The following is a 19,577-nucleotide window of genomic DNA, read 5'->3' as shown; positions in this document are numbered from 1 at the left end:
GCCGGCCCCGCTCCCGGCCCAACCCACTGCGCCAGGGGCCGGCATCCGAAGCCCCAAACATTTCCGGACATTGCTCAGTCGTCTCCGAAGCGGACGTTCGCCGGATTGGCTGCAGTCGGCACTTTCAGTTCATCTGGTCTCGCCGAAGGCTCCCGATAGGAGACGTTCCGAGCGTGCGCCCGAAGCGGACCCCACACCTTACCAATTGAGCCCGGCCTCGTCTTTGTGACCTCGACAAAACCGGCTGAACCTCTGCTGCGATCCGTCATAGACGGCGGACATCGAAACCAGAGATGGTCGGCATTTCCAATCGCCACTTCGACGATGATACAAAAGGTTCCACGAGGAGTTCACATAACAGGACGAACCTCTTCGGCAGGGCTCTGCTGCATCAGACCGACAGAGCAAAACCAGTATACGCCATCAAGAAATTGAAAGCTCGATTGCGAGAATACATCCTCGCCTTACCAGCCTCCGTTCCAACCCGCAACTTCGATCTGGCAACGCTGTTCGAGAAACCGCTCCAGATCTTTCACTCGAAGGAGAGCATGATGTCCATCCTGAAGATCGCCCGCCCCGTCGCCATTGCCACCCTGCTGGCGCTGGGTGTTGGCGCCGCCGGCTCTGCCCAGGCCCTCACGGGCATCAAGTCCCAGCACGGCCCGTGCGAACTGCAGTCGAAGGACCAGCAGGGTCCGACCTGCCCGCCGGACAAGCGCTGACCAGCCTGAGCCGGCTTGGTTTCGAAATGGTCGGCAGGAATGAATCCGGACCGGGACGGCGCGGTGTTGCCGTCCCGGATCCGCGCCGATCCAGTCGGCAGGCGCCCTTGCGCGAGGCGAAATTCGGAACCGCGAACTCGCTTCTGGGAGAACGTCCATGGGTGGATCGATCGGCGACAATTCGCCGGTGATGCCGACGGAGCGTCGCGGCCCGGAGATGGCGGCCGACGGCAGGTGTAAAGATCAGGCTCTGCCTTTGGACACGGGCCATGTTCTCCCTTGGCGTGGGCAACATCGTCCTCCCAAGGCTGGGCCGGAGCGTTTCCTCAATGGAGCGATCGCAGCGCTGGAGCGGCAGATCCGCACCAGTCAACCCCTGCGGCCGACCGACTTCCTGAGATTAGGGTTGGCCGTCGTGCCGCTTCGGGAGAACGGGTTTGTCCTGACCGGGCGATATGAGAACCGGCTCGAGATCCGCGTGCAGCCCGGGGCTCTTGGAGAGCTCCCCGCCGAGGCCGGATTGCGGTGGAATGTTCTCGGCGCCTGGCAGCCCGACCGAGTGCCCAAGCTGCACACGGCGAGCGTCGACGAGTGGCTCGGGCTGTCTTTCGCAGACGCGTTCGCACTCGTGCGCGGATTGATCAATGAGGCCATGGCCGAGAGCCGTGGCATGACTGCGGTGTCCGACTGCCTGACCCATCGCGGGCGGATGGTCCTCAATCCTTTCCGGGACGCCTTCGGCAACGAGACCAGCCCGTCGAGCGAATATGGCGAAAGCTATTTCGCCTGGCGGACGCGATCACCGTTTGCGAGCGGCCTGGGCTGACAAAGCCCCCATCGCAGCTGGGCATCGGATCCAAAGCCTGCTGGCATGTCTGGAAGAGATCTCACCGGCAATACCGGTTCGGCAAAGTATTTCGCCCGGCTGACAGGATTTCGTCGGCGAAAGTCCTCCAACGGCAGAGACGTGCAGACGGTCCGCGCCGGCAGAAGGCTGCCGGTGGCGCGCGGCGACCTGCCTTCCCATCGGGAGAAGATCGTGATGACGGTGATGATCGACCGGTCGCCCCCCGCTTCGGCCATCGACACGATGACTCAGAAGCCGCTCGTCGGGCAGAAAGCGCTGGTCACAGGCGCCAACTCCGGCATCGGCAGGGCCGTGGCACTCGCGCTCGGCGCGGCCGGCGCGGACGTGGTCGTCAACTATGTCGCCGGCGAGGCCGAGGCGGAGGAGGTCGCCCGGACGATCCGCGAGGGTGGCAGCCGCGCCGTCGCCCTGCGCGCCGACGTCTCGCAGGAGGACGACGTCGTGGAGATGTTCCAGGCCGTGATCGGCGTCCTCGGCACCGTCGACATCCTGGTCAACAACGCCGGCCTGCAGCGCGACGCAGCCTTCGAGACGATGACGCTGGCGCAGTGGAACACGGTGATCGGTGTCAACCTGACCGGCCAGTTCCTGTGCGCCCGCGAAGCGGTCCGCGAGTTCAAGCACCGCGGCGTCGTCGAGAGCGTCTCGCGCGCAGCGGGCAAGATCATCTGCATGAGCTCGGTGCACGAGGTCATTCCCTGGGCCGGGCACGTCAATTACGCGGCGTCGAAGGGGGGTGTGGCGATGCTGATGAAGAGCCTGGCCCAGGAGGTCGCGCCGCACCGCATCCGCGTGAACAGCATCGCGCCCGGCGCGGTCCGCACCCCAATCAACCGGCCGGCCTGGGAGACGCCGGAGGCGCTGGCCTCCCTGCTCGAGCTGATCCCCTACAAGCGGATCGGCGAACCGGAGGACATCGCTCGCGCCGCGGTGTGGCTGGCCTCCGACGCATCGGACTACGTCAACGGCACGACGCTGTTCGTCGATGGCGGCATGACGCTCTATCCGGAATTCGCCTCGGGAGGGTGAGATGGTCACGGCGATCCGGATGCTGCGGGCGCATTGGCCGGAATATCTGATGGAGGCGGCCGGGCTTGGCGCTTTCATGGTCTCGGCAGGCTTGATCGCCACTTTGCTGGAGCATCCGGCCTCATCGCTCCACCAGGCTTTGCCCGACCCGCTGCTGCGGCGCGCGCTGATGGGAACCGCCATGGGCCTGACCGCGATCGCCCTGGTCTATTCCCCCTGGGGCCGCCGCTCCGGCGCCCATCTGAATCCGGCGATGACGCTGACCTGGCTGCGTCTCGGAAAGGTGGCGCCCTGGGACGCCGCCTTTTACGTCGCGGCACAGTTCGCCGGGGGAGCGGCGGGAGCGGTTCTGGTCTCGGCTGTGCTCGGCTCCGTCTTCACCGGTCCGCCGATCTCGGCAATTGCGACCACGCCCGGTCCGGCTGGTCCGCTGGCGGCCTTCCTGGCCGAGGCGGCGATGACCTTCGGCCTGATGCTGCTCGTGCTCACGACGACCGGAACCCCACGCGTGATGCGCCTGACCGGGCTGTTCGCCGGCACCATGATCGCCGTCTACATCACGGTCGAGGCGCCTCTGTCCGGGATGAGTCTCAACCCGGCGCGGTCTACCGCCTCCGCCCTGGCCGGCGGGCTCTGGACCCATCTCTGGATCTACTACCTGGCCCCGCCACTCGGCATGCTGCTCGCGGTCGAGGCCTATCGCCTGCTGCGGCGCGACCGGCCGGTGGCCTGCGCCAAGCTCGACCATTCCCCCCATCACCGCTGCATCCATTGCGGCTATCAGCCGCCCATCCGGGAGGTCGCCCATGCCTGAGCGCTACGACGTCATCATCACCGGCTCCGGCGCCGGCGGCTCGGCCGTCGCGCACAAGCTGGTCCTGGCCGGTAAGCGCGTCCTCCTGCTGGAGAAGGGGCATCGCCTGCCGCGCGACGGCAGCACGCTGGACGTGGCCCAGGTCTTTGCCGAGGGCCGGTTCAAGAACCGCGAGCCCTGGCGCGATGGCCGTGGCGGCACCTTCGTGCCCGGCGAATACCACAATGTCGGCGGCAAGACGAAATGGTACGGCGCCGCGCTGCTGCGCTTCGATCCCCACGAATTTGCGGCCGACCGCGACCATCAGTGCCTGTCCTGGCCTTTCGGCTATGAAGAGCTCGCCCCCTATTACGACCAGGCCGAGGCCCTTCTCCATGTCAGCCGCTTCCCGAACGAGCCGGGGATCCAGGCAGTGCTGGACAAGGTGGTGAACGGCGATGGCCGCTGGCGGCCGGCGGCGCTGCCGCTGGGATTGAAGCCCGAGATCCTGCGGGACGAGACCGAAGCGAAGCATTTCGACGGCTTCGCCTCTGTCGCCGGCTACAAATCCGACGCCGAGATCAACCTGCTCGGCCCGATCGCCGACGCGCCGAACTTCACCCTCCTGACCAAGAAGAAGGTTGTCGGCCTGCTGCACTCCGACCGCACCCCGCACCGAGTGACGGGCGTGGTCTGCGCCGACGGCACCAGCTACGAAGCCGAGACCGTCGTCCTGGGGGCCGGGGCCCTGACCTCGCCCCGGATCCTGCAGGACCACATCGCCGCCGGCGGCCTCGGCGGTCTGCCTTCAGCTCCCGTCGTCGGCGCCAACATCAAGATCCACGCCAACACCGCGCTGCTCGCGGTGTCGCCCTTCAGCCATCGCGACGTGCTGCGCAAGACCGCGATCCTGTTCAACGACGAGTTCCCGCACAGCACCGTCCAGTGCCTCGGCTGGATGGATGGCGAGATCCTGGCGACGCAACTCCCTGGCGCCGTGCCGCAATTCGTCAACAACGCGATCGGCGCCCGCACCATCGGCTTCTTCGTCACCACCGAGGACGGGTCGAGCCCGGAGAACCGCGTGGTCTCCGGCGGCGGCGAGCAGATGCCGACGCTCGACTACGACCTCCGGAGGCTGGCGCCGGCCCATGATGAGCACCTGAATGTCGTGCGCGCTTTCTCGCGCCGGCTGCATGCGGCGGGAATGGCGACCGCCGACCGCTATCTCGGCATCGCCGGGACGGCGCATGCCTTGGGCAGCATGGTCGCCGGCCTCGACCCGAGCGGCAGCGTCGTCGACTCGCACGGCCGGGTGCACGGCATGTCCGGGCTCTACGTCGCCGATGGCAGCGTCCTGCCCCGCTCGAGTCGGGTCAATCCGGCGCTCACCATCTATGCCTGGGGCCTGCGCCTCGGTGATCACCTCGCCGGCAGCAGAGGCGGGGGGACGCCATGATCCGCGCGGGCCGCCTTCTCGCCGCCGCCATCGTCGCGGGCGTCCTCGCCTATGGCCCCGTTGCATCGGCGCAGCTGGTCAAGGCGGTAGATACGGTCGGCATCACCGTCGGCGACATGGATCGCGCCCTCGCCTTCTACTCCGGCGTCCTGACCTTCAAGGTCGTCTCCGACGAGGAGGTCGTGGGGCCGGAATGGGAGCGGCTGACCGGCGTGTCCGGTGCCCGGCTGCGCATCGCCCGGCTCCAGCTCGGCAGTGAGGCGGTGGAGCTGATCCAGTACCTCACGCCGTCCGGTCGCCCGATCCCAGCCGATTCCCGCAGCAACGACCGCTGGTTCCAACACATCGCGATCATCGTGTCGGACATGGACCGGGCCTATGCCCTGCTGCGGCAGAACAAGGTCCGATACGCCTCGACCGAGCCGCAGACCTTGCCCTCGTGGAACCCCAAGGCCGCCGGCATCCGCGCCTTCTACTTCAAGGACCCGGACGGCAATCCGCTGGAGATCCTGCAGTTCCCGCCCAGCAAGGGACAGCCGCGATGGCAGGCGAAGCAGCACCTGTTCCTCGGCATCGACCACACCGCGATCGTGGTCGGCGACACCGCGGCCAGCCTGGCGCTGTACCGTGACCGGCTCGGGCTCCAGGTTGTCGGCGAGAGCGAGAATTACGGCCCCGAACAGGCGCGTCTGAACAACGTCGTCGGCGCCCATCTCCGGATCACGACCCTGCGCGCCGCGTCTGGGCCGGGCATCGAGTTCCTGGAGTATCTCGCCCCCGCCGACGGGCGCCCGGCGCCGATCGACACGCGCGCCAACGACCTCTGGCACGAGCAGGTCGGGCTGGTCACGGCCGACGTCGTCGCTGCCGCCGACGCGCTGCGGCAGGCGCGAAGCACGCTCGTGTCCTCCGGCATTGCCGCCATCCCGGATGAAGCTGCGGGCACACGCCGGGAATTCATGATCCGCGACCCCGACGGCCACGCCCTGCTGCTGACAGAGCCCTAGGCACGCCCCCCTCTCACCGGAACTCGTGACAGGACGGACTTCCATGACCAGCCTCTCGATCACGGCGCCGCGGCGAAGCCGCGCCATGGCGCATTTCGGCCGAACACTCGCCCTGTGGCGCGACGCCATCCGGATCGGCGAGATCGGCGCCGCCCCGGTTCTGGATCTGCTGATCCGGCTCTGGCTGGCCCAGAGCTTCTGGGTCTCCGGCATCGTCAAGGTGTCGGACTGGAACGCGGCGCTGTATCTCGCCGCCCACGAATATCCGGTCTCCTGGATGAACCCGGTGCTGGCGGCGTGGCTCGGGGTGACGATCGAGCTGGTCGGCCCGCTGCTGCTCGCGCTCGGGCTGGCCACGCGCTTCGCCGCGATCCCGATGCTGATCCTGGCGCTGGTGGTCCAGTACGCCTATCTGCCGCTGGAGTCGAACCTGCACCAGGCCGTGCTGTTCGGCTGGTACGCGGTGATGGGGGCCGGCCCGATCTCGCTCGACCGCCGCATCGCCCGCGGCATCGGGGACACGGCGGTTCCGTTCGCACGTCCCATCGCCAGCAGCCTCGCAACGATCACTCGTTTTGCCGGACCGCCCTACCTGTTGTTCCTGCGTTACTGGATCGCCGCGGTCTTCTTCGCCTCGGGGCTGGTCAAGATCAGTGATTTCGACAGCACAATCTTCCTGTTCCAGGCGGAATATTCCGTTCCGATCCTGTCGCCGGTCCTCGCCGCGTATTTGAGCACGGCGGCGGAGCTCGGCTGCTCGGTCCTGATCGTGCTCGGCCTGGCAACGCGCCCGGCAGCGCTGGCGCTGATCGGCCTGACGCTGGTGATCGAGCTGACCTACCAGCACCATGTCGACCATCTCTATTGGATGGCGCTGCTCGGCCTGATCGTGCTGCGCGGCCCCGGCCTGCTGTCGCTCGATGCGCTGGTCCGGCACTGGCTGCAGCGCCGCTTCCCCTCGCCGGCGGACCTGCCGTTCTCGGCCTTCGCCGCCCAGCCCCATGTGGTCGTCGTCGGCGCCGGCTTCGGCGGCGTGGCGGCGACGCGGGCGTTGCGCCATGCGCCGTGCCGGCTGACGCTGATCGACCGGCACAACTACCATCTGTTCCAGCCGCTGCTGTACCAGGTGGCAACGGCGGGGCTGTCGCCGGCCGATATCGCAACCCCGATCCGCGGCATGTTCCGCGACCAGTCTAACGCCCGCATCCTGCTCGGCCGCGTCACCGGCGTGGATGCGGCGAACCAAGCCGTGCTGATCGGCGAACAGGCGGTTCCGTACGACTATCTCGTCCTCGCCACCGGTGCCCGCCATGCCTATTTCGGCCATGACGAATGGGAGCCGACCGCCCCGGGCCTGAAGAAGATCGAGGATGCGACCGATATCCGGCGCCGCCTTCTCCTGGCCTTCGAGCGGGCCGAAGGGGCGAGCGACGCGGCCGAGCGGCTGGCGCTGATGACCTTCGTCGTGGTCGGCGGCGGCCCCACGGGCGTCGAGCTTGCCGGCGCGATCGCGGAGCTCGCCCGTCACGGCATGAAGCGTGAGTTCCGTACGATCGAGCCGGCCCTCGCCCGCGTGCTGCTGGTCCAGTCCGGCCCGCGCGTGCTGCCGACCTTCCCGGAGGCGCTGTCTGCGGCGGCAGCCCGCTCGCTCGAGGGGCTCGGTGTGGAGCTTCTGCTGAACAACGCGGTGGAAGCGATCGACGAGACGGGCGTGGTCGTCGGCGGCCGCAGGATCGCTGCCCGCACGGTGTTCTGGGCCGCCGGGGTGATGGCTTCTCCTGCAGCCAAATGGCTGGGGGCGGAGTGCGACCGGGCCGGACGGATCAAGGTGGGGCCGGACCTGTCCGTGCCGGGCCTGCCGAACGTCTTCGCCATCGGCGACACCGCCTGGTCGGAGGGCTGGAACGGCAAGCCGGTCCCCGGCCTCGCCCCGGCGGCCAAGCAGGCCGGGGCCTATGTCGCGCGGCTGATCCGGTCGCAGCTGGAGGGCCGGCCGGCGCCAGCCGCCTTCCGGTATCGCCACCTCGGCAGCCTTGCCACCATCGGCCGGCGGTCCGCGGTCGCGGATTTCGGTTGGCTGCGGCTCAGCGGCCCGATCGCCTGGTGGCTCTGGGGCGCGGTCCACATCGCCTTCCTGGCGGGAATGCGCAACCGCATTGTCGTCGCGCTCGACTGGTTCTGGGCCTATCTGACCTTCCGGCGCAGCACCCGGCTGATCACCGGCGAGGAGCGGGGCTGATCAGGCACCACGATGCCTGCCGGATATCGGGCCGATAGACCATTGGCATTCGCCTTGGCGTCGGACTTCCGGGACACTGAACCCAGTATCGGCCTTCGGGCCGCAGGGAGGATTTGATGGACATGGCGAAGACCGCGCTGAAGCCGTCCGCCGACCAGGTCCGGGACACCCCGACGATGCCGACCTTCATCCGCTTCGGCCGGGCCGTCTGCGGCGATCTTCGGGAGGCGGAACGGCGGGAGTGGTGGCTGAGCAACGGCCGCGGCGCCTATGCCGCCGGCACCGTCGCCGGCAGCCTGACCCGCCGCTACCACGGGCTGCTGGTCGCGCCTGTGGACCCGCCGCTGGGCCGGATGCTGGTCTTCGCCAAGGCCGACGCCACACTGGTCCAGGACGGCCGCGAGACACCGCTGTTCACCAACCGCTGGGCCGGCGGCGCCATCGTGCCGGCCGGCCATGTCGAGATCGAATCCTTCCAGCTCGACGGCACCGTCCCGACCTGGATCTACGCCGTTGGCCGCACTCGGATCGAGCATCGCATCTGGATGGAGCCCGGCGCGGACACGACCTATGCCGCCTGGCGCCTGCTGCCGGACCCGATGCCGGCGCCTGACATGCAGCTGCGGGTCCGGCTGCTGGCCAATGGCCGCGACCACCACGGCCAGACCGCGGTCGGGCAGTTCGATCCGCAGTTGGAGCTTCACCACGGCGCCCTCATCGTCGACGCCGGTCGCTTCGCTCTGACACTGGCGGCGTCGGGCGGCGACATCGCCCTCGACCGCGCCTGGATCGAGAATTTCGACCTGCCTGCGGAGCGCGAGCGCGGCCTGTTCGACCGCGACAACCATCTCGCCGTCGGCATGGCCTCGCTGGCCCTGGTGCCGGGCCGTTGGGTCGGCCTAGGTGCCAGCCTGCACCCGGATCCGGCGACTGACCTCGACGCCGCTCTGGAGCGGCGCCGACAGCATGACCGGGAGGTCCTGGCGGCGGCTGCTGCCCAACTCGGCCCCGACGGGATGCCGGACTGGATCGCGCAGCTGACCCTCTCCGCCGACGGCTTCCTCTTCTCCCGTCCGCTGCCCGAGGTGCCGGACGGCGTGTCCGTGATCGCCGGCTATCCCTGGTTCGGCGACTGGGGCCGCGACACCATGATCGCGCTGCCCGGCCTGACGCTCGCCACCGGCCGGCCGGAGCTGGCACGGCGGATCCTCGACACCTTCGCCCGCTTCGTCGATCGGGGCATGCTGCCCAATGTCTTCCCGGGCGCAGGCCAGGTGCCGGACTACAACACCGCCGATGCCGCGCTGTGGTTCTTCGAGGCCTGGCGCGCCTATGTCGAGGCGACCGGCGATACGGCTGCTCTCGCGGCCGTCTTCCCGGTGCTGGCGGAGATGGTCAACTGGTACCGTGTCGGCACCCGTTACGGCATCGGCGTCGACCCGGCGGACGGGTTGCTGCGTGCCGGGGAGCCAGGGGTGCAACTGACCTGGATGGATGCCAAGGTCGGCGACTGGGTGGTCACGCCGCGCATCGGCAAGCCGGTCGAGATCAACGCGCTCTGGTACAATGCGCTGCGCATCATGACGGATTTTGCGTCCATGCTGGGACAGTCGTCCGAAACCTACGCCGAACTCGCGGCCCAGGTCCGGCAGGGGTTCCAGCGCTTCGTCAGCCCTGCCAACGGCGGCCTTTACGATGTGATCGACGGTCCCGAGGGTGACGACGCCAGCGTCCGGCCCAACCAGATCCTGGCCGTCAGCCTGTTGCACAGCCCGCTGGATCCGGACCGGCAGGCCGCGGTCGTGGCACTGTGCGGCCAGAACCTCCTGACCTCCTATGGCCTCCGATCGCTTTCGCCGGAGGATCCAGCGTTCCATCCGGCCTATGGCGGCGACGTCTGGGCGCGCGACGGCGGCTATCATCAGGGGCCGGTCTGGGCCTGGCTGCTGGGACACTACGCCCTGGCCGAGCACCGGGTGCATGGCGACGCCGCCGCTGCGCTCGCCCGCTTGGCGCCGGTCCGCGACCATCTCGCCGACTCCGCCCTCGGCCATGTCAGCGAAATCTTCGACGGCGCCGCACCGCATCGGCCCGCCGGCTGCCCGGCACAGGCCTGGTCGGTCGCCTGCACCCTCGAGGCCTGGTGGCGCCTGCGCCGGATGGCCGCCGCGCCTGGCCGGCCTTGATCCATCCGTCAGAGGAGAATGCCGTCATGCCCAGCTTGAATGCCGAGCAGAAGAGGCTCGAGGCCCAGCGCAGCGGCGCCGAGGATTGGCGCCGGTGGGGTCCGTACCTGTCGGAACGCGCCTGGGGCACGGTGCGCGAGGATTACAGCCCCCATGGCGAGGCCTGGGAGCATTTCGACCACGACCAGGCGCGGTCGCGCGCCTATCGCTGGAGCGAGGACGGCCTGGCCGGGCTCAGCGACGACCGCCAGTTCCTGTGCTTCGGGCTGGCCCTGTGGAACGGGCGTGACCCGATCCTGAAGGAGCGCGCCTTCGGCCTGACCGGCAACCAGGGCAATCACGGCGAGGATGTGAAGGAGTATTACTTCTACCTCGACGCCACGCCGTCCCACAGCTGGCTGCGCTACCTCTACAAATATCCCCAGGCCGAATACCCCTATGGCCGCCTGGTCGAGGAGAACCGCCGCCGCGGCCGGGGCGACCCGCCGCTCGGGCTGATGGACACCGGCGTCTTCGGCGACAGCCGGTACTGGGATGTCGAGGTGGCCTACGCCAAGGCCGGGCCAGAGGAGATGCACATCCGGATCACGGCGCATAATCGCGGGCCGGATGCGGCGGTGCTGCATCTGCTGCCGACGCTCTGGTTCCGCAACACCTGGTCCTGGGACGAGGGCAGCGACCGGCCGCTCCTCCGCCTCGATACCCCGTCGGATGGCGCTGCCTGGGCGGTCGAGGCCGAGCACCCTGCCCTCGGTCGCTATCACCTCTACGGCCGCGATCCGGCGGAACCGCTGTTCACCGAGAACGAGTCGAACACGGAGCGGCTGTGGGGCCAACCGAACCCTTCGCCATATGTGAAGGACGCCTTTCACCGTCGGGTCACCAGGGGCGAGGCGGCGGCGGTCAACCCCGAGCAGCAGGGCACCAAATTCGCGGCATGGTCCCGTGTCGAGGTCGCGGCGCGGGACAGCGCCACGATCGAGCTGGTGCTTTCCGCCGCAGCGCTGGACGCGCCCTTCGCCCGCGGCGGGGCGTTGTTCGCCGAACGCCGCGCCGAAGCGGATGCGTTCTTCGCCAACCTGCTGCCCGACGCCGGCGGCGAGGAACAGCGCATCCTGCGCCAAGCCCTCGCCGGCATGATCTGGTCCAAGCAGTTCTTCCATTTCGACGTCGAGCGCTGGCTGAAGGGCGACCGGCTCGCTCCACCCTCGAGCCGGCTTGGCGGCCGGAACCGCAAATGGAAGCACTTCAAGGCCGGCGACATCATCTCGATGCCGGATACATGGGAGTATCCGTGGTTCGCCGCCTGGGATCTCGCCTACCACTGCGGCGCGCTCGCGCTGGTCGATGTCGACTTCGCCAAGGATCAGGTCGAGATCCTGCTGAAGGAGACCTACCTCCATCCCAACGGCCAGATCCCGGCCTATGAATGGACCTTCGACGACGTCAACCCGCCGCTCCACGCCGCCGCGGCGCTGAAGGTGTTCCGGGCGGAACGGGTGCAGCGTGGTGCCGGCGACCTGCATTTCCTGCACCGCGTGTTCCACAAGCTGCTGCTCTATTACGCCTGGTGGATCAACCGGAAGGACGGCGACGGCCACAACGTCTTCGAGGGCGGATTCCTCGGGCTCGACAACATCTCGGTGTTCGACCGCTCCCGGCCGCTGCCCCCCGGCTTCCGGCTGAAGCAGGCGGATGCGACCGGCTGGATGGCGATGTTTGCCCTGAACATGACGGTCATGGCCCTGGAGCTGGCCACCGAGGATCCGGATTACGAGCACATCGCGATCCAGACCTATCAGCAGTTCCTGGCCATCGCCAACGCGATCGGCGGCCATGCCGGCATGGGCGTGCCGCTCTGGGACGAGGAGGCCGGGTTCTTCAAGGACCTCATCATCGATCCGGACGGGCGCGCGCACCGCATCGACGTCTATTCGATGGTCGGCCTGATCCCGCTCTTCGCGACCGAGGTGATCGACCGGCGGCTCCTCGCCAACGTCCCGCGCTTTCGCTCGATGCTGCATCATCACAAGGGCGGCGTCTTCCGTGGCCAGTCCATCTGCGCCTGCCCGGACTGGGAGAACGACCGCGGCGAACACCTGCTCGCGATCGTCGACCATGCGATGCTGCCGCGGATCCTCGAGCATCTGCTGAAGGAGGACGAGTTCCTGTCACCCTATGGCGTCCGCAGCGTCAGCCGCATCCATGCGGAGCGGCGCGACCTCGGCACTCTGCCGGGGATCGGCCAGGCGATCATCGAGTATGTCCCGGGCGAGTCGAATTCCGGCCTGTTCGGAGGCAATTCGAACTGGCGCGGGCCGATCTGGCTGCCTGTGAACTATTCCCTGATCCAGGCGCTGGAGAAGTTCCACCGCTTCCTCGGCGACGGGTACACGGTTCCGGTCCCCTGCCTCGACGATCGCCGCCTCACGCTGAAGGAGATCGCGACCCTGATCGCCGAGCGTCTTGTCGATCTCTACCGCCCAGGGAGCAACGGCGAGCCGAGGCCGGCCTTGGCATCCCAGCCGCCGTTCCATGACGATCCGCACTGGCAGGATCTGCTGCTGTTCTACGAGTATTTCCATGCCGACACCGGCCAGGGGCTCGGCGCCGCGCACCAGACTGGGTGGACCGGTCTTCTCGCCAATCTGGTCATGCGCCAGTTCCGCCGCGATATCCCGGAATTCTGGCGCGGACAGGGAGCAACCCGGAAGCGAAGCCTGGGCAGACCTCAGGGCGTGTCAGCCGATCCCGCAGATGCTGCTCCGGCCGTCGCAGCAGCCGGAGCCGGCGGCGCGGGATCCTGAGCGCCGTCGGGATGGTGTCCGGGAGACGGCGGCCAGACGGCCGCCGTTTCGCTTTCCGGCGCCGCGACGTTTCATAGCCACCGACTATCGAACCCATAAGGACACGGCATTTTATCGATTTGGATCAATGGATTAGCGTGATCCTGTTCCCGCGCCGAACATGGCGCCATCGACAGGAGAGGATAGATGACCAGCAAGACAGCCGCCCTGAACCTCGCCACCGCCCTGTTCGGCGCGGTCGCCCTGGCAGCGATCGCGGCGCCGAGCCAAGCGCACGCGGCCGACCTCGAGAAGTGCTACGGCATCTCGCTCGCCGGCCAGAACAGCTGCGCCAACGAGGCCGGGACGCATTCCTGCGCCGGCCAGTCGAAGGTCGACTATGACGGCGGCGAATGGCGGGCGATCGGGGCCGGTCACTGCGCCGATCTCGGCGGCCAGCTGAAGCCGTTTCAGGGCGTGAATCCGAACAAGAGCTGACCCGCACAGGCCCCGAGCCGGAGGTCGAACCGCATGCGCTCCCCCTCCCCTGGTGCGAATGCGGCGGCGGCGCCGATACCCGCCCGCGCGGGTATCGGCCTCCGCCACCGCCACGTGGTGGATTTCCTGCGCGAGCCACCCGCCGCAGGCTGGATCGAGGTCCACAGCGAGAACTACCTCTCGGCCGGCGGCCCTCGGCTCGCCGCGCTGGAGCGGATCCGCCGGGACTTCCCGTTGAGCTGCCACGGCGTCGGCCTGTCGCTCGGCTCCGCCGACGGCCTGGATCGCCGGCATCTCCGGGCCCTGCGCGGATTCTACGACCGCTTCGCTCCGGGCCTCGTCTCCGAGCATGTCGCCTGGAGCGTCACCGGCGGCGTGTTCCTGAACGACCTGCTGCCGCTGCCTTTCACCGACGAGGCGTTGGCCGTGATCTGCCGCAACATCGACCAGGCGCAGGAGGCCTTCGGGCGCCGCATCCTGGTCGAGAACCCGTCCAGCTACGTCGCCTTCACGGAATCGACCATGGCGGAGTGGGAGTTCCTGCGGGCGATCGTGCAGCGCACCGGCTGCGGGCTGCTGCTCGACGTCAACAACATCCACGTCTCGGCCTGCAACACCGGCTTCGATGCCGGCCTGTACCTAGACGGCGTGCCCTGGGAGGCGGTCGAGGAGATCCATGTAGCCGGGCATACCGTCGCGCGCTTCGATGAGGAGCGGCTGCTGATCGACGACCACGGCTCCCCGGTCGATGCGCTGGTCTGGCGGCTGCTCAAGGTGGCCCTGGGGCATACCGGGCCACTTCCGGTCCTGGTCGAGTGGGACACGGCGGTGCCCGAGCTGCCGGTGCTGCTGGCGGAGGCGGAGAAGGCCGACCGGCTGCTCGATATGGCTCGCGGGAAGCGGGCGCCGCGCCATGCTGCATGAGCTGCAGACCGCCTTCCGCAGTGCAGTGCTAGAGGGGGCGCCCGACGCCGCCTGCGCCGCCATCGTCAGCGACCACGTGCCGGCCGCCCGCCGGCTCGCGGTGTACCGTCACAACCTGCTCGCGTCGCTGACCGAGGCTCTGCGCGCGGCCTTTCCGGTCACCGCCCGCCACCTCGGGGAACAGCGATTTGCCGTTCTTGCCCAGGCCTTTATCGAGGCGTCACCGCCCCGGCAGCCGCAGCTCCTCGCCTATGGCGAGAGCTTTCCGGCCTTCCTGTCGGCCGCGGCCTGGGCGGATGTCGATCCCTCGCTTCCGGATCTCGCTCGGCTGGAATGGGCGCGTGTCGAAGCGTGCTTCGCCGCGGAGACGCCGCCCCTGTCGCCAGGCCGCTTGGCCGGCATCGCGGCCGGGCGCACCGGCGACATCGTCTTCCGGCTTCACCCGTCCGTCCGCCTCGTCGCTTCGGCGCACCTGCTGTTGGCGCTCTGGGGTGAGGAACCGACGGCGGAGCAGGCTGCCGCCGGTGCCGTGCTGGTCTTGCGCAGCGGCGGCGCCGTGGAGATGGCGCCGCTCGCCGACGGCGACTTTGCACTCCTGAGGATGGTCCGCACCGGCATGCCGCTCGATGTGGCGGCGGCGGCCGGCGAAGCGGCCGATCCCGGATTCGATCTGCAGGCTGCGCTCGCAACCCATCTGTCGCGCGGCACCTTCTGCGGCTTCTCGTTTCACACCACTCGAAAGAGGGACTCATGATCGTGACCATTCCGGCCCCCGGCATCGCCTTCACCGCACAGGCGGCAAAGACCGTCAGGCGCACGGTCGACCTGATCGAGGCCTGGGCCGCGCCCGTGCTGCAGCTCGCCATCCGGCTCTGGATCGCGCGCGTGTTCTTCAATTCGGGCCTGACCAAGATCCAGGACTGGGACGCCACCCTCTTCCTGTTCCAGGAGGAGTATCGGGTGCCGCTGCTGCCCACCTCGGTTGCGGCGCTCATGGGCACCACCTTCGAGCTCGCCATGCCTGTGCTGCTGGTCGTCGGGCTGGCGACACGGCTCGCAGCGCTGCCCCTGATCGGCATGAGCCTGGTCATCCAGTTCGTGCTCGGGGCGACCAACCCGGCCTACGACAACGTCGAGCACTTCTACTGGCTCTTCCTGCTCCTCGTGATCGCGATCCGGGGCCCGGGACCACTGTCTCTCGACCATCTCCTCTCTCGCTGGATCTCGTCCAGCCGGTCCTGACCCGGCTCCGGCGCGGCCCCGCCCATCATTGTCGAGGACCGGATCCCATGGAGATGCATCAGATCCGCTACTTCCTCGCGATGTGCGAGACGCTGAACTTCACGCGCGCGGCGGAGCAATGCAATGTCGCCCAGCCGTCGCTGACGAGGGCCATCCAGAAGCTGGAGGAGGAGCTCGGCGGCCCCCTGTTCCACCGCGAGCGGCAGCGCACTCACCTGACCGATCTCGGCCGCCTGATGCAGCCGCATTTCGAGACGGTCGTGACCCAGGCGGCCGCGGCCAAGGCGCAGGCTCAGGGCTATGTCCAGCTCGAGCGAGCCGTCCTCAATCTCGGGGTGATGTGCACCATCGGACCGACGCGGTTGATCAGCCTCCTGCAGAAGCTGCAGCGGGAGCAGCCGGCGATCGACCTGAGGGTGACCGACTCAACGCCGCGCGAACTGTCGGAGATGCTGCTCGCGGGTGAGCTTGATCTGACGATCCTGTCCGAGCAGCCGACCCTGCCTGACCGGCTAAGAATGCTGCCGCTGTATCAGGAACGGTTCATCGTGGCCTTTCCACCGGGCCATCGCTTTGAGACGCTCAACATGGTGGCCTTTTCCGACGTTCACCAGGAGCCGTACCTGACCCGGTTGAACTGCGAGTTCATCAACTTCTTCGACACGATCCTGGCCGAGCTGGGCGTCGAGCTGCAGGAGCGATACGAAAGCACGCGGGAAGACTGGATCCAGAGCATGATCATGGCCGGCTTCGGGATCTCCTTCATTCCCGAATACATGGCGAGGCTGCCGAACCTGCCCTCGCGGACGCTGGTCAATCCGGAGGTGACCCGGCGGATCGCCATCGCCACCGTTGCCGGGCGGCCGCACTCCCCCGCAGTGTCGACCTTCGTGCGCATGGCACGGAGCTTCGACTGGAATGCGTTCTGAGTCCGCGGCGCCAGATACCCCTTTTGCAGGTAGGCTGACCGGCTGGGTGATAAGGTACGATCATTCCGCCATTGAGCCGTTTCATAGGCCGGACCGGACCATCGGGGAGTATCCGGATCTACCCCTCCACCGAAAAGAAGCACGGACCGGCACACAGGGGGATTTGCCATGGAGATGCATCAGATCCGCTATTTCCTGGCCGTCTGCGACCAGCTCAATTTCACACGGGCGGCCGAGACCTGCCACGTCGCGCAGCCTTCGCTGACGCGCGCGATCAAGCTGCTGGAGGAGGAGCTCGGCGGATTGCTGTTCCACCGCGAGCGCGCGAACACGCATCTGTCCGAGCTCGGCCGCATGATGCAGCCCTACTTGCAACAGGTCCACGACCAGACCCAAGCCGCGAAGAAGACGGCAATCGAGCTGATCACCGGCAAGAAGCTCCAGCTTCGCCTCGGCATCATGTGCACGATCGCGCCGACGCAGGTGCTGGATCTGATCGAAGCGGTGCGAAAGCGGCACCCGGCCGTCGAGCTCCTGCTGGTCGACGCTCCGGCACGGATGCTCGAGGAAAAGCTGCTGGCGGGCGACCTGGAGGCGGCGATCTATTGCCTGCCGGGCGATGAGCCGAACGATCGCCTTCACTATATCGAGCTGTTCCGGGAGTTCTTCATGATCGCCATTGCGGCCGGCCACCGGCTCTCCGACCGCAACGCCATCCGCGTCCAGGACCTCGATGGCGAGAATTACGTCAATCGCAGGAACTGCGAGGTCTACGAATATGCCAGCTCCGTCTTCTTGTCGCAAAATGTCCGCACACCGATGATCTACAGCAGCGAGCGGGATGACTGGGTCCTGGCGATGATCGCGGCCGGCCTCGGCTTCGGGTTCATCCCGGAATACTCGATCAACTATCCCGGTGTGGTCGGTCGCAAATGCATCGAGCCGGAGTTCTGGCGCGACGTCTCCCTCGTGACCGTCCGTGGACGCCCGCATTCCCCCGCCATCGGCGTTCTGGTGCGAGAGGCGATGCGGGTTCGCTGGCTGGGCAAGGAGCCGGTGGTGCTGCAGGGCTCGGCTTCGGTGGAGCAGTCCTGAGCGGCCACCATCGGCAGGCCGGACCGGGCGGCCAATGCATTTCGAGATCAGTTAGGCCGCCTGCCGAGCAGCCGCAGACCGAGTGGCTGAAACGCGGCCATGCCAGCGCTCGATGCTGGTCAGTGTCTCGTCCTGCGGATCCGGAGAGAGTGCGAGGAGGCTTTCGCGGAAGCTCGACACCCGCTGCAGCCTGGCACGCCAGTCGGCGATCTTGTCGACATTGTCGACGAACCAACGGAGCGCGTTCTGCACCTGGTTGAAGGCTCCGATCACCATCATCAACCCGCCCAGCGAGAGGCTGCCGGCCGCATAGGCCGGCATCGCGGCGATCACCGGCACGATGAGGCCGAGCCAGCCATAGCCCGAGGTGACCCAGGTCAGCCGTGCGACGCCATTTGCGAGCTGGCGGCTCAATTCCGTCACCGAGGCGAAGACACCACCCGCGGCCCCACGTTCGCCGCATTCCATGCCGTGAAGGGCGATCGCATCCGCGGATCCGTGAATCCTGGCCAAGGTGGAGCGGAGTTCTGCCTCTCGGTTCTGGCGCTCGGCATTCAGCCGGATGAGCGGCCGCCCGACGAGCCAGGCCAGCCAGGATCCGGCGGCCGCATAGATCAACGCACACCAGACCATGTAGCCCGGGATGCTGAACGGCCTGCCGTCAAACAGGTTAAAGACGACCTGATCCGACAGGGACCAGAGGAGCCCTGTGAACGTGGCCAGCAGCAATATGGATTGCAGCAAACCGCAGCCAAGGGTCGTTGACAGCTCGGTGAATTGTCTCGCATCGGCCTGCACATATTGGTCCGGATGGACATCAGCTTCGCTGGCGCGGGCAAGGAGATGGGGCCGTCTCGGGACGAGCCAACTGTCGAGGAGATCATGGGTCAGCCACTCGCGCAGCCGGACCTTGATCATCTCCTGCACCCAGGTCTGCGCGACAATCAGCAGGAGCAGCGCTCCGGCAATCCCGAAGAAGGTGTAGATGGAACGCCGCAAGGCCTGGAAGTCGCGCCGCGCGATCGCGTCGTAGAATGAGCCGTTCCAGGCGTTGAGCTCGATCTGCCCATAGGCTACAGCGGAGACAACGGCCGTGAGGACGCACACGAGAGTGCCAATCAGAAGCCGATAGCGGCGGGCTTCGCCGAGGGCGTGCACCAAGCACCACAATTGTCGTGATGCGCTGGGAGCTTCCCTGCGGAACGCCAACCTCCCTCTCCCTGCGGCCTGTTCTCGTGCGACTGACATGTCCGCCCGTCCGCGGAAGCTCCAGCTCCCGCAAATGCTGAAGATGATTTGTCCCATCGAGCAGGATCGCAGCAGGAATCATCTCTAGATCCCTGGCCTTCGCGACACTGCCGCTCTCATCTACACAATGACTTTTCTGCGTGGGCGTTGGAACTATTGTACGCCTATGAGTTTCATGCCCCGCGTCTATTGGAAATGCAGTTCGACAGGTCAGCCAAACGACGGCATTGACGACAGCCGGCCCGCGGCAATGAGCCGGGCCACGATGGATCACCTGGACTACCTGCTTTGGGTAAGCCGGGAAGGCCAGGGCGGTCCGCAAAAGGGACGGGCGGCCTTCAGCGGCTCCGCTGGCCAGCGTCCGCAACGAGCCGCGTGCATTCAGCGCGCTTCTAATGCGGTGGATCTCGAGCGGCGGGGTGGACAGCTACTCCACTGCCAACGCAGTCGGGCCGACCTGACCTTCTGACGGCGAGGTGCGGTACAGCGCGCGAGATGTGCTACTCGCGTGCTGGCCACGGCGCTCGGAGCAGGCTTAACCTTGCTTCTGAG

The 19,577-nt window shown here is 67.5% G+C and carries 16 protein-coding genes; 15 read left to right on the top strand and 1 reads right to left on the bottom strand.

Annotated features, from left to right (window positions below):
* The first annotated feature begins 293 nt into the window (after positions 1-293).
* From FFK22_RS36575 to FFK22_RS36505, 15 genes are all read left to right on the top strand, one after another.
* On the top strand, positions 294-722 hold the full coding sequence (locus FFK22_RS36575) for a hypothetical protein (RefSeq protein ID WP_138892825.1): 429 nt from the start codon (positions 294-296) through the stop codon (positions 720-722).
* A gap of 157 nt (positions 723-879) precedes the next feature.
* Complete coding sequence (locus FFK22_RS36570) at positions 880-1,548, top strand: hypothetical protein (protein ID WP_138892826.1); 669 nt, start codon at positions 880-882, stop codon at positions 1,546-1,548.
* A gap of 216 nt (positions 1,549-1,764) precedes the next feature.
* On the top strand, positions 1,765-2,619 hold the full coding sequence (locus tag FFK22_RS36565) for a glucose 1-dehydrogenase (RefSeq protein WP_221939127.1): 855 nt from the start codon (positions 1,765-1,767) through the stop codon (positions 2,617-2,619).
* A 1-nt stretch (position 2,620) separates the two neighbouring features.
* Positions 2,621-3,433, top strand: coding sequence for an aquaporin (locus tag FFK22_RS36560; RefSeq protein ID WP_221939126.1), 813 nt, complete (start codon positions 2,621-2,623; stop codon positions 3,431-3,433).
* Complete coding sequence (locus tag FFK22_RS36555) at positions 3,426-4,871, top strand: GMC oxidoreductase (protein WP_138892827.1); 1,446 nt, start codon at positions 3,426-3,428, stop codon at positions 4,869-4,871. The genes FFK22_RS36560 and FFK22_RS36555 overlap by 8 nt, the downstream gene beginning before the upstream one ends.
* On the top strand, positions 4,868-5,878 hold the full coding sequence (locus tag FFK22_RS36550) for a VOC family protein (protein ID WP_138892828.1): 1,011 nt from the start codon (positions 4,868-4,870) through the stop codon (positions 5,876-5,878). Before FFK22_RS36555 ends, FFK22_RS36550 begins: the two co-directional genes overlap by 4 nt.
* A 43-nt stretch (positions 5,879-5,921) precedes the next feature.
* Positions 5,922-8,117 carry an FAD-dependent oxidoreductase gene (locus FFK22_RS36545; RefSeq protein ID WP_138892829.1) on the top strand — a complete coding sequence of 732 codons (2,196 nt, stop codon included), beginning with the start codon at positions 5,922-5,924 and terminating at the stop codon, positions 8,115-8,117.
* 116 nt (positions 8,118-8,233) lie between these two features.
* The gene (locus FFK22_RS36540; RefSeq protein ID WP_221939125.1) at positions 8,234-10,303 is read left to right on the top strand and encodes an amylo-alpha-1,6-glucosidase; all 2,070 of its coding nucleotides are present in this window, start codon (positions 8,234-8,236) and stop codon (positions 10,301-10,303) included.
* A gap of 26 nt (positions 10,304-10,329) precedes the next feature.
* On the top strand, positions 10,330-13,110 hold the full coding sequence (locus FFK22_RS36535; protein ID WP_221939124.1) for a glucosidase: 2,781 nt from the start codon (positions 10,330-10,332) through the stop codon (positions 13,108-13,110).
* Between the two features lie 186 nt (positions 13,111-13,296).
* Entirely contained in the window at positions 13,297-13,587 is a 291-nt protein-coding gene (locus FFK22_RS36530) for a DUF2282 domain-containing protein (protein WP_138892830.1), read from the top strand.
* A 33-nt stretch (positions 13,588-13,620) separates the two neighbouring features.
* On the top strand, positions 13,621-14,511 hold the full coding sequence (locus FFK22_RS36525; RefSeq protein WP_138892831.1) for a DUF692 domain-containing protein: 891 nt from the start codon (positions 13,621-13,623) through the stop codon (positions 14,509-14,511).
* Positions 14,501-15,265, top strand: a complete 765-nt coding sequence (locus FFK22_RS36520; RefSeq protein ID WP_138892832.1) for a DNA-binding domain-containing protein — start codon at positions 14,501-14,503, stop codon at positions 15,263-15,265. Before FFK22_RS36525 ends, FFK22_RS36520 begins: the two co-directional genes overlap by 11 nt.
* Positions 15,262-15,753: a DoxX family protein gene (locus FFK22_RS36515; protein ID WP_138892833.1), complete on the top strand. Its 492-nt coding sequence runs from the start codon at positions 15,262-15,264 to the stop codon at positions 15,751-15,753. The genes FFK22_RS36520 and FFK22_RS36515 overlap by 4 nt, the downstream gene beginning before the upstream one ends.
* Positions 15,754-15,800: 47 nt before the next feature.
* A complete protein-coding gene (locus FFK22_RS36510) occupies positions 15,801-16,682 on the top strand; it encodes a LysR family transcriptional regulator (RefSeq protein WP_138892834.1) in 882 nt (293 codons plus the stop codon).
* A 168-nt stretch (positions 16,683-16,850) separates the two neighbouring features.
* The gene (locus tag FFK22_RS36505; RefSeq protein WP_138892835.1) at positions 16,851-17,777 is read left to right on the top strand and encodes a LysR family transcriptional regulator; all 927 of its coding nucleotides are present in this window, start codon (positions 16,851-16,853) and stop codon (positions 17,775-17,777) included.
* Positions 17,778-17,828: 51 nt separating this feature from the next.
* Here FFK22_RS36505 and FFK22_RS36500 read toward each other — a convergent pair whose 3' ends face one another.
* Positions 17,829-18,935, bottom strand: coding sequence for an SbmA/BacA-like family transporter (locus tag FFK22_RS36500; protein WP_306770229.1), 1,107 nt, complete (start codon positions 18,933-18,935; stop codon positions 17,829-17,831).
* Positions 18,936-19,577 lie beyond the last annotated feature (642 nt).

Origin of the sequence: Mycobacterium sp. KBS0706 (genome assembly GCF_005938675.2) — a bacterium.
In the GTDB taxonomy this organism is placed as follows: Bacteria; Pseudomonadota; Alphaproteobacteria; order DSM-16000; family Inquilinaceae; genus Inquilinus.
This window is presented reverse-complemented; position numbering and strand designations above follow the sequence as displayed.

Excerpts from the sequence above, each read along its gene's own strand:
- FFK22_RS36575 (WP_138892825.1), top strand. The coding sequence starts at position 294 with ATGGTCGGCATTTCCAATCGCCACTTCGACGATGATACAAAAGGTTCC.
- FFK22_RS36570 (WP_138892826.1), top strand. The coding sequence starts at position 880 with ATGGGTGGATCGATCGGCGACAATTCGCCGGTGATGCCGACGGAGCGT.
- FFK22_RS36565 (WP_221939127.1), top strand. The coding sequence starts at position 1,765 with ATGACGGTGATGATCGACCGGTCGCCCCCCGCTTCGGCCATCGACACG.
- FFK22_RS36560 (WP_221939126.1), top strand. The coding sequence starts at position 2,621 with ATGGTCACGGCGATCCGGATGCTGCGGGCGCATTGGCCGGAATATCTG.
- FFK22_RS36555 (WP_138892827.1), top strand. The coding sequence starts at position 3,426 with ATGCCTGAGCGCTACGACGTCATCATCACCGGCTCCGGCGCCGGCGGC.
- FFK22_RS36550 (WP_138892828.1), top strand. The coding sequence starts at position 4,868 with ATGATCCGCGCGGGCCGCCTTCTCGCCGCCGCCATCGTCGCGGGCGTC.
- FFK22_RS36545 (WP_138892829.1), top strand. The coding sequence starts at position 5,922 with ATGACCAGCCTCTCGATCACGGCGCCGCGGCGAAGCCGCGCCATGGCG.
- FFK22_RS36540 (WP_221939125.1), top strand. The coding sequence starts at position 8,234 with ATGGACATGGCGAAGACCGCGCTGAAGCCGTCCGCCGACCAGGTCCGG.
- FFK22_RS36535 (WP_221939124.1), top strand. The coding sequence starts at position 10,330 with ATGCCCAGCTTGAATGCCGAGCAGAAGAGGCTCGAGGCCCAGCGCAGC.
- FFK22_RS36530 (WP_138892830.1), top strand. The coding sequence starts at position 13,297 with ATGACCAGCAAGACAGCCGCCCTGAACCTCGCCACCGCCCTGTTCGGC.
- FFK22_RS36525 (WP_138892831.1), top strand. The coding sequence starts at position 13,621 with ATGCGCTCCCCCTCCCCTGGTGCGAATGCGGCGGCGGCGCCGATACCC.
- FFK22_RS36520 (WP_138892832.1), top strand. The coding sequence starts at position 14,501 with ATGCTGCATGAGCTGCAGACCGCCTTCCGCAGTGCAGTGCTAGAGGGG.
- FFK22_RS36515 (WP_138892833.1), top strand. The coding sequence starts at position 15,262 with ATGATCGTGACCATTCCGGCCCCCGGCATCGCCTTCACCGCACAGGCG.
- FFK22_RS36510 (WP_138892834.1), top strand. The coding sequence starts at position 15,801 with ATGGAGATGCATCAGATCCGCTACTTCCTCGCGATGTGCGAGACGCTG.
- FFK22_RS36505 (WP_138892835.1), top strand. The coding sequence starts at position 16,851 with ATGGAGATGCATCAGATCCGCTATTTCCTGGCCGTCTGCGACCAGCTC.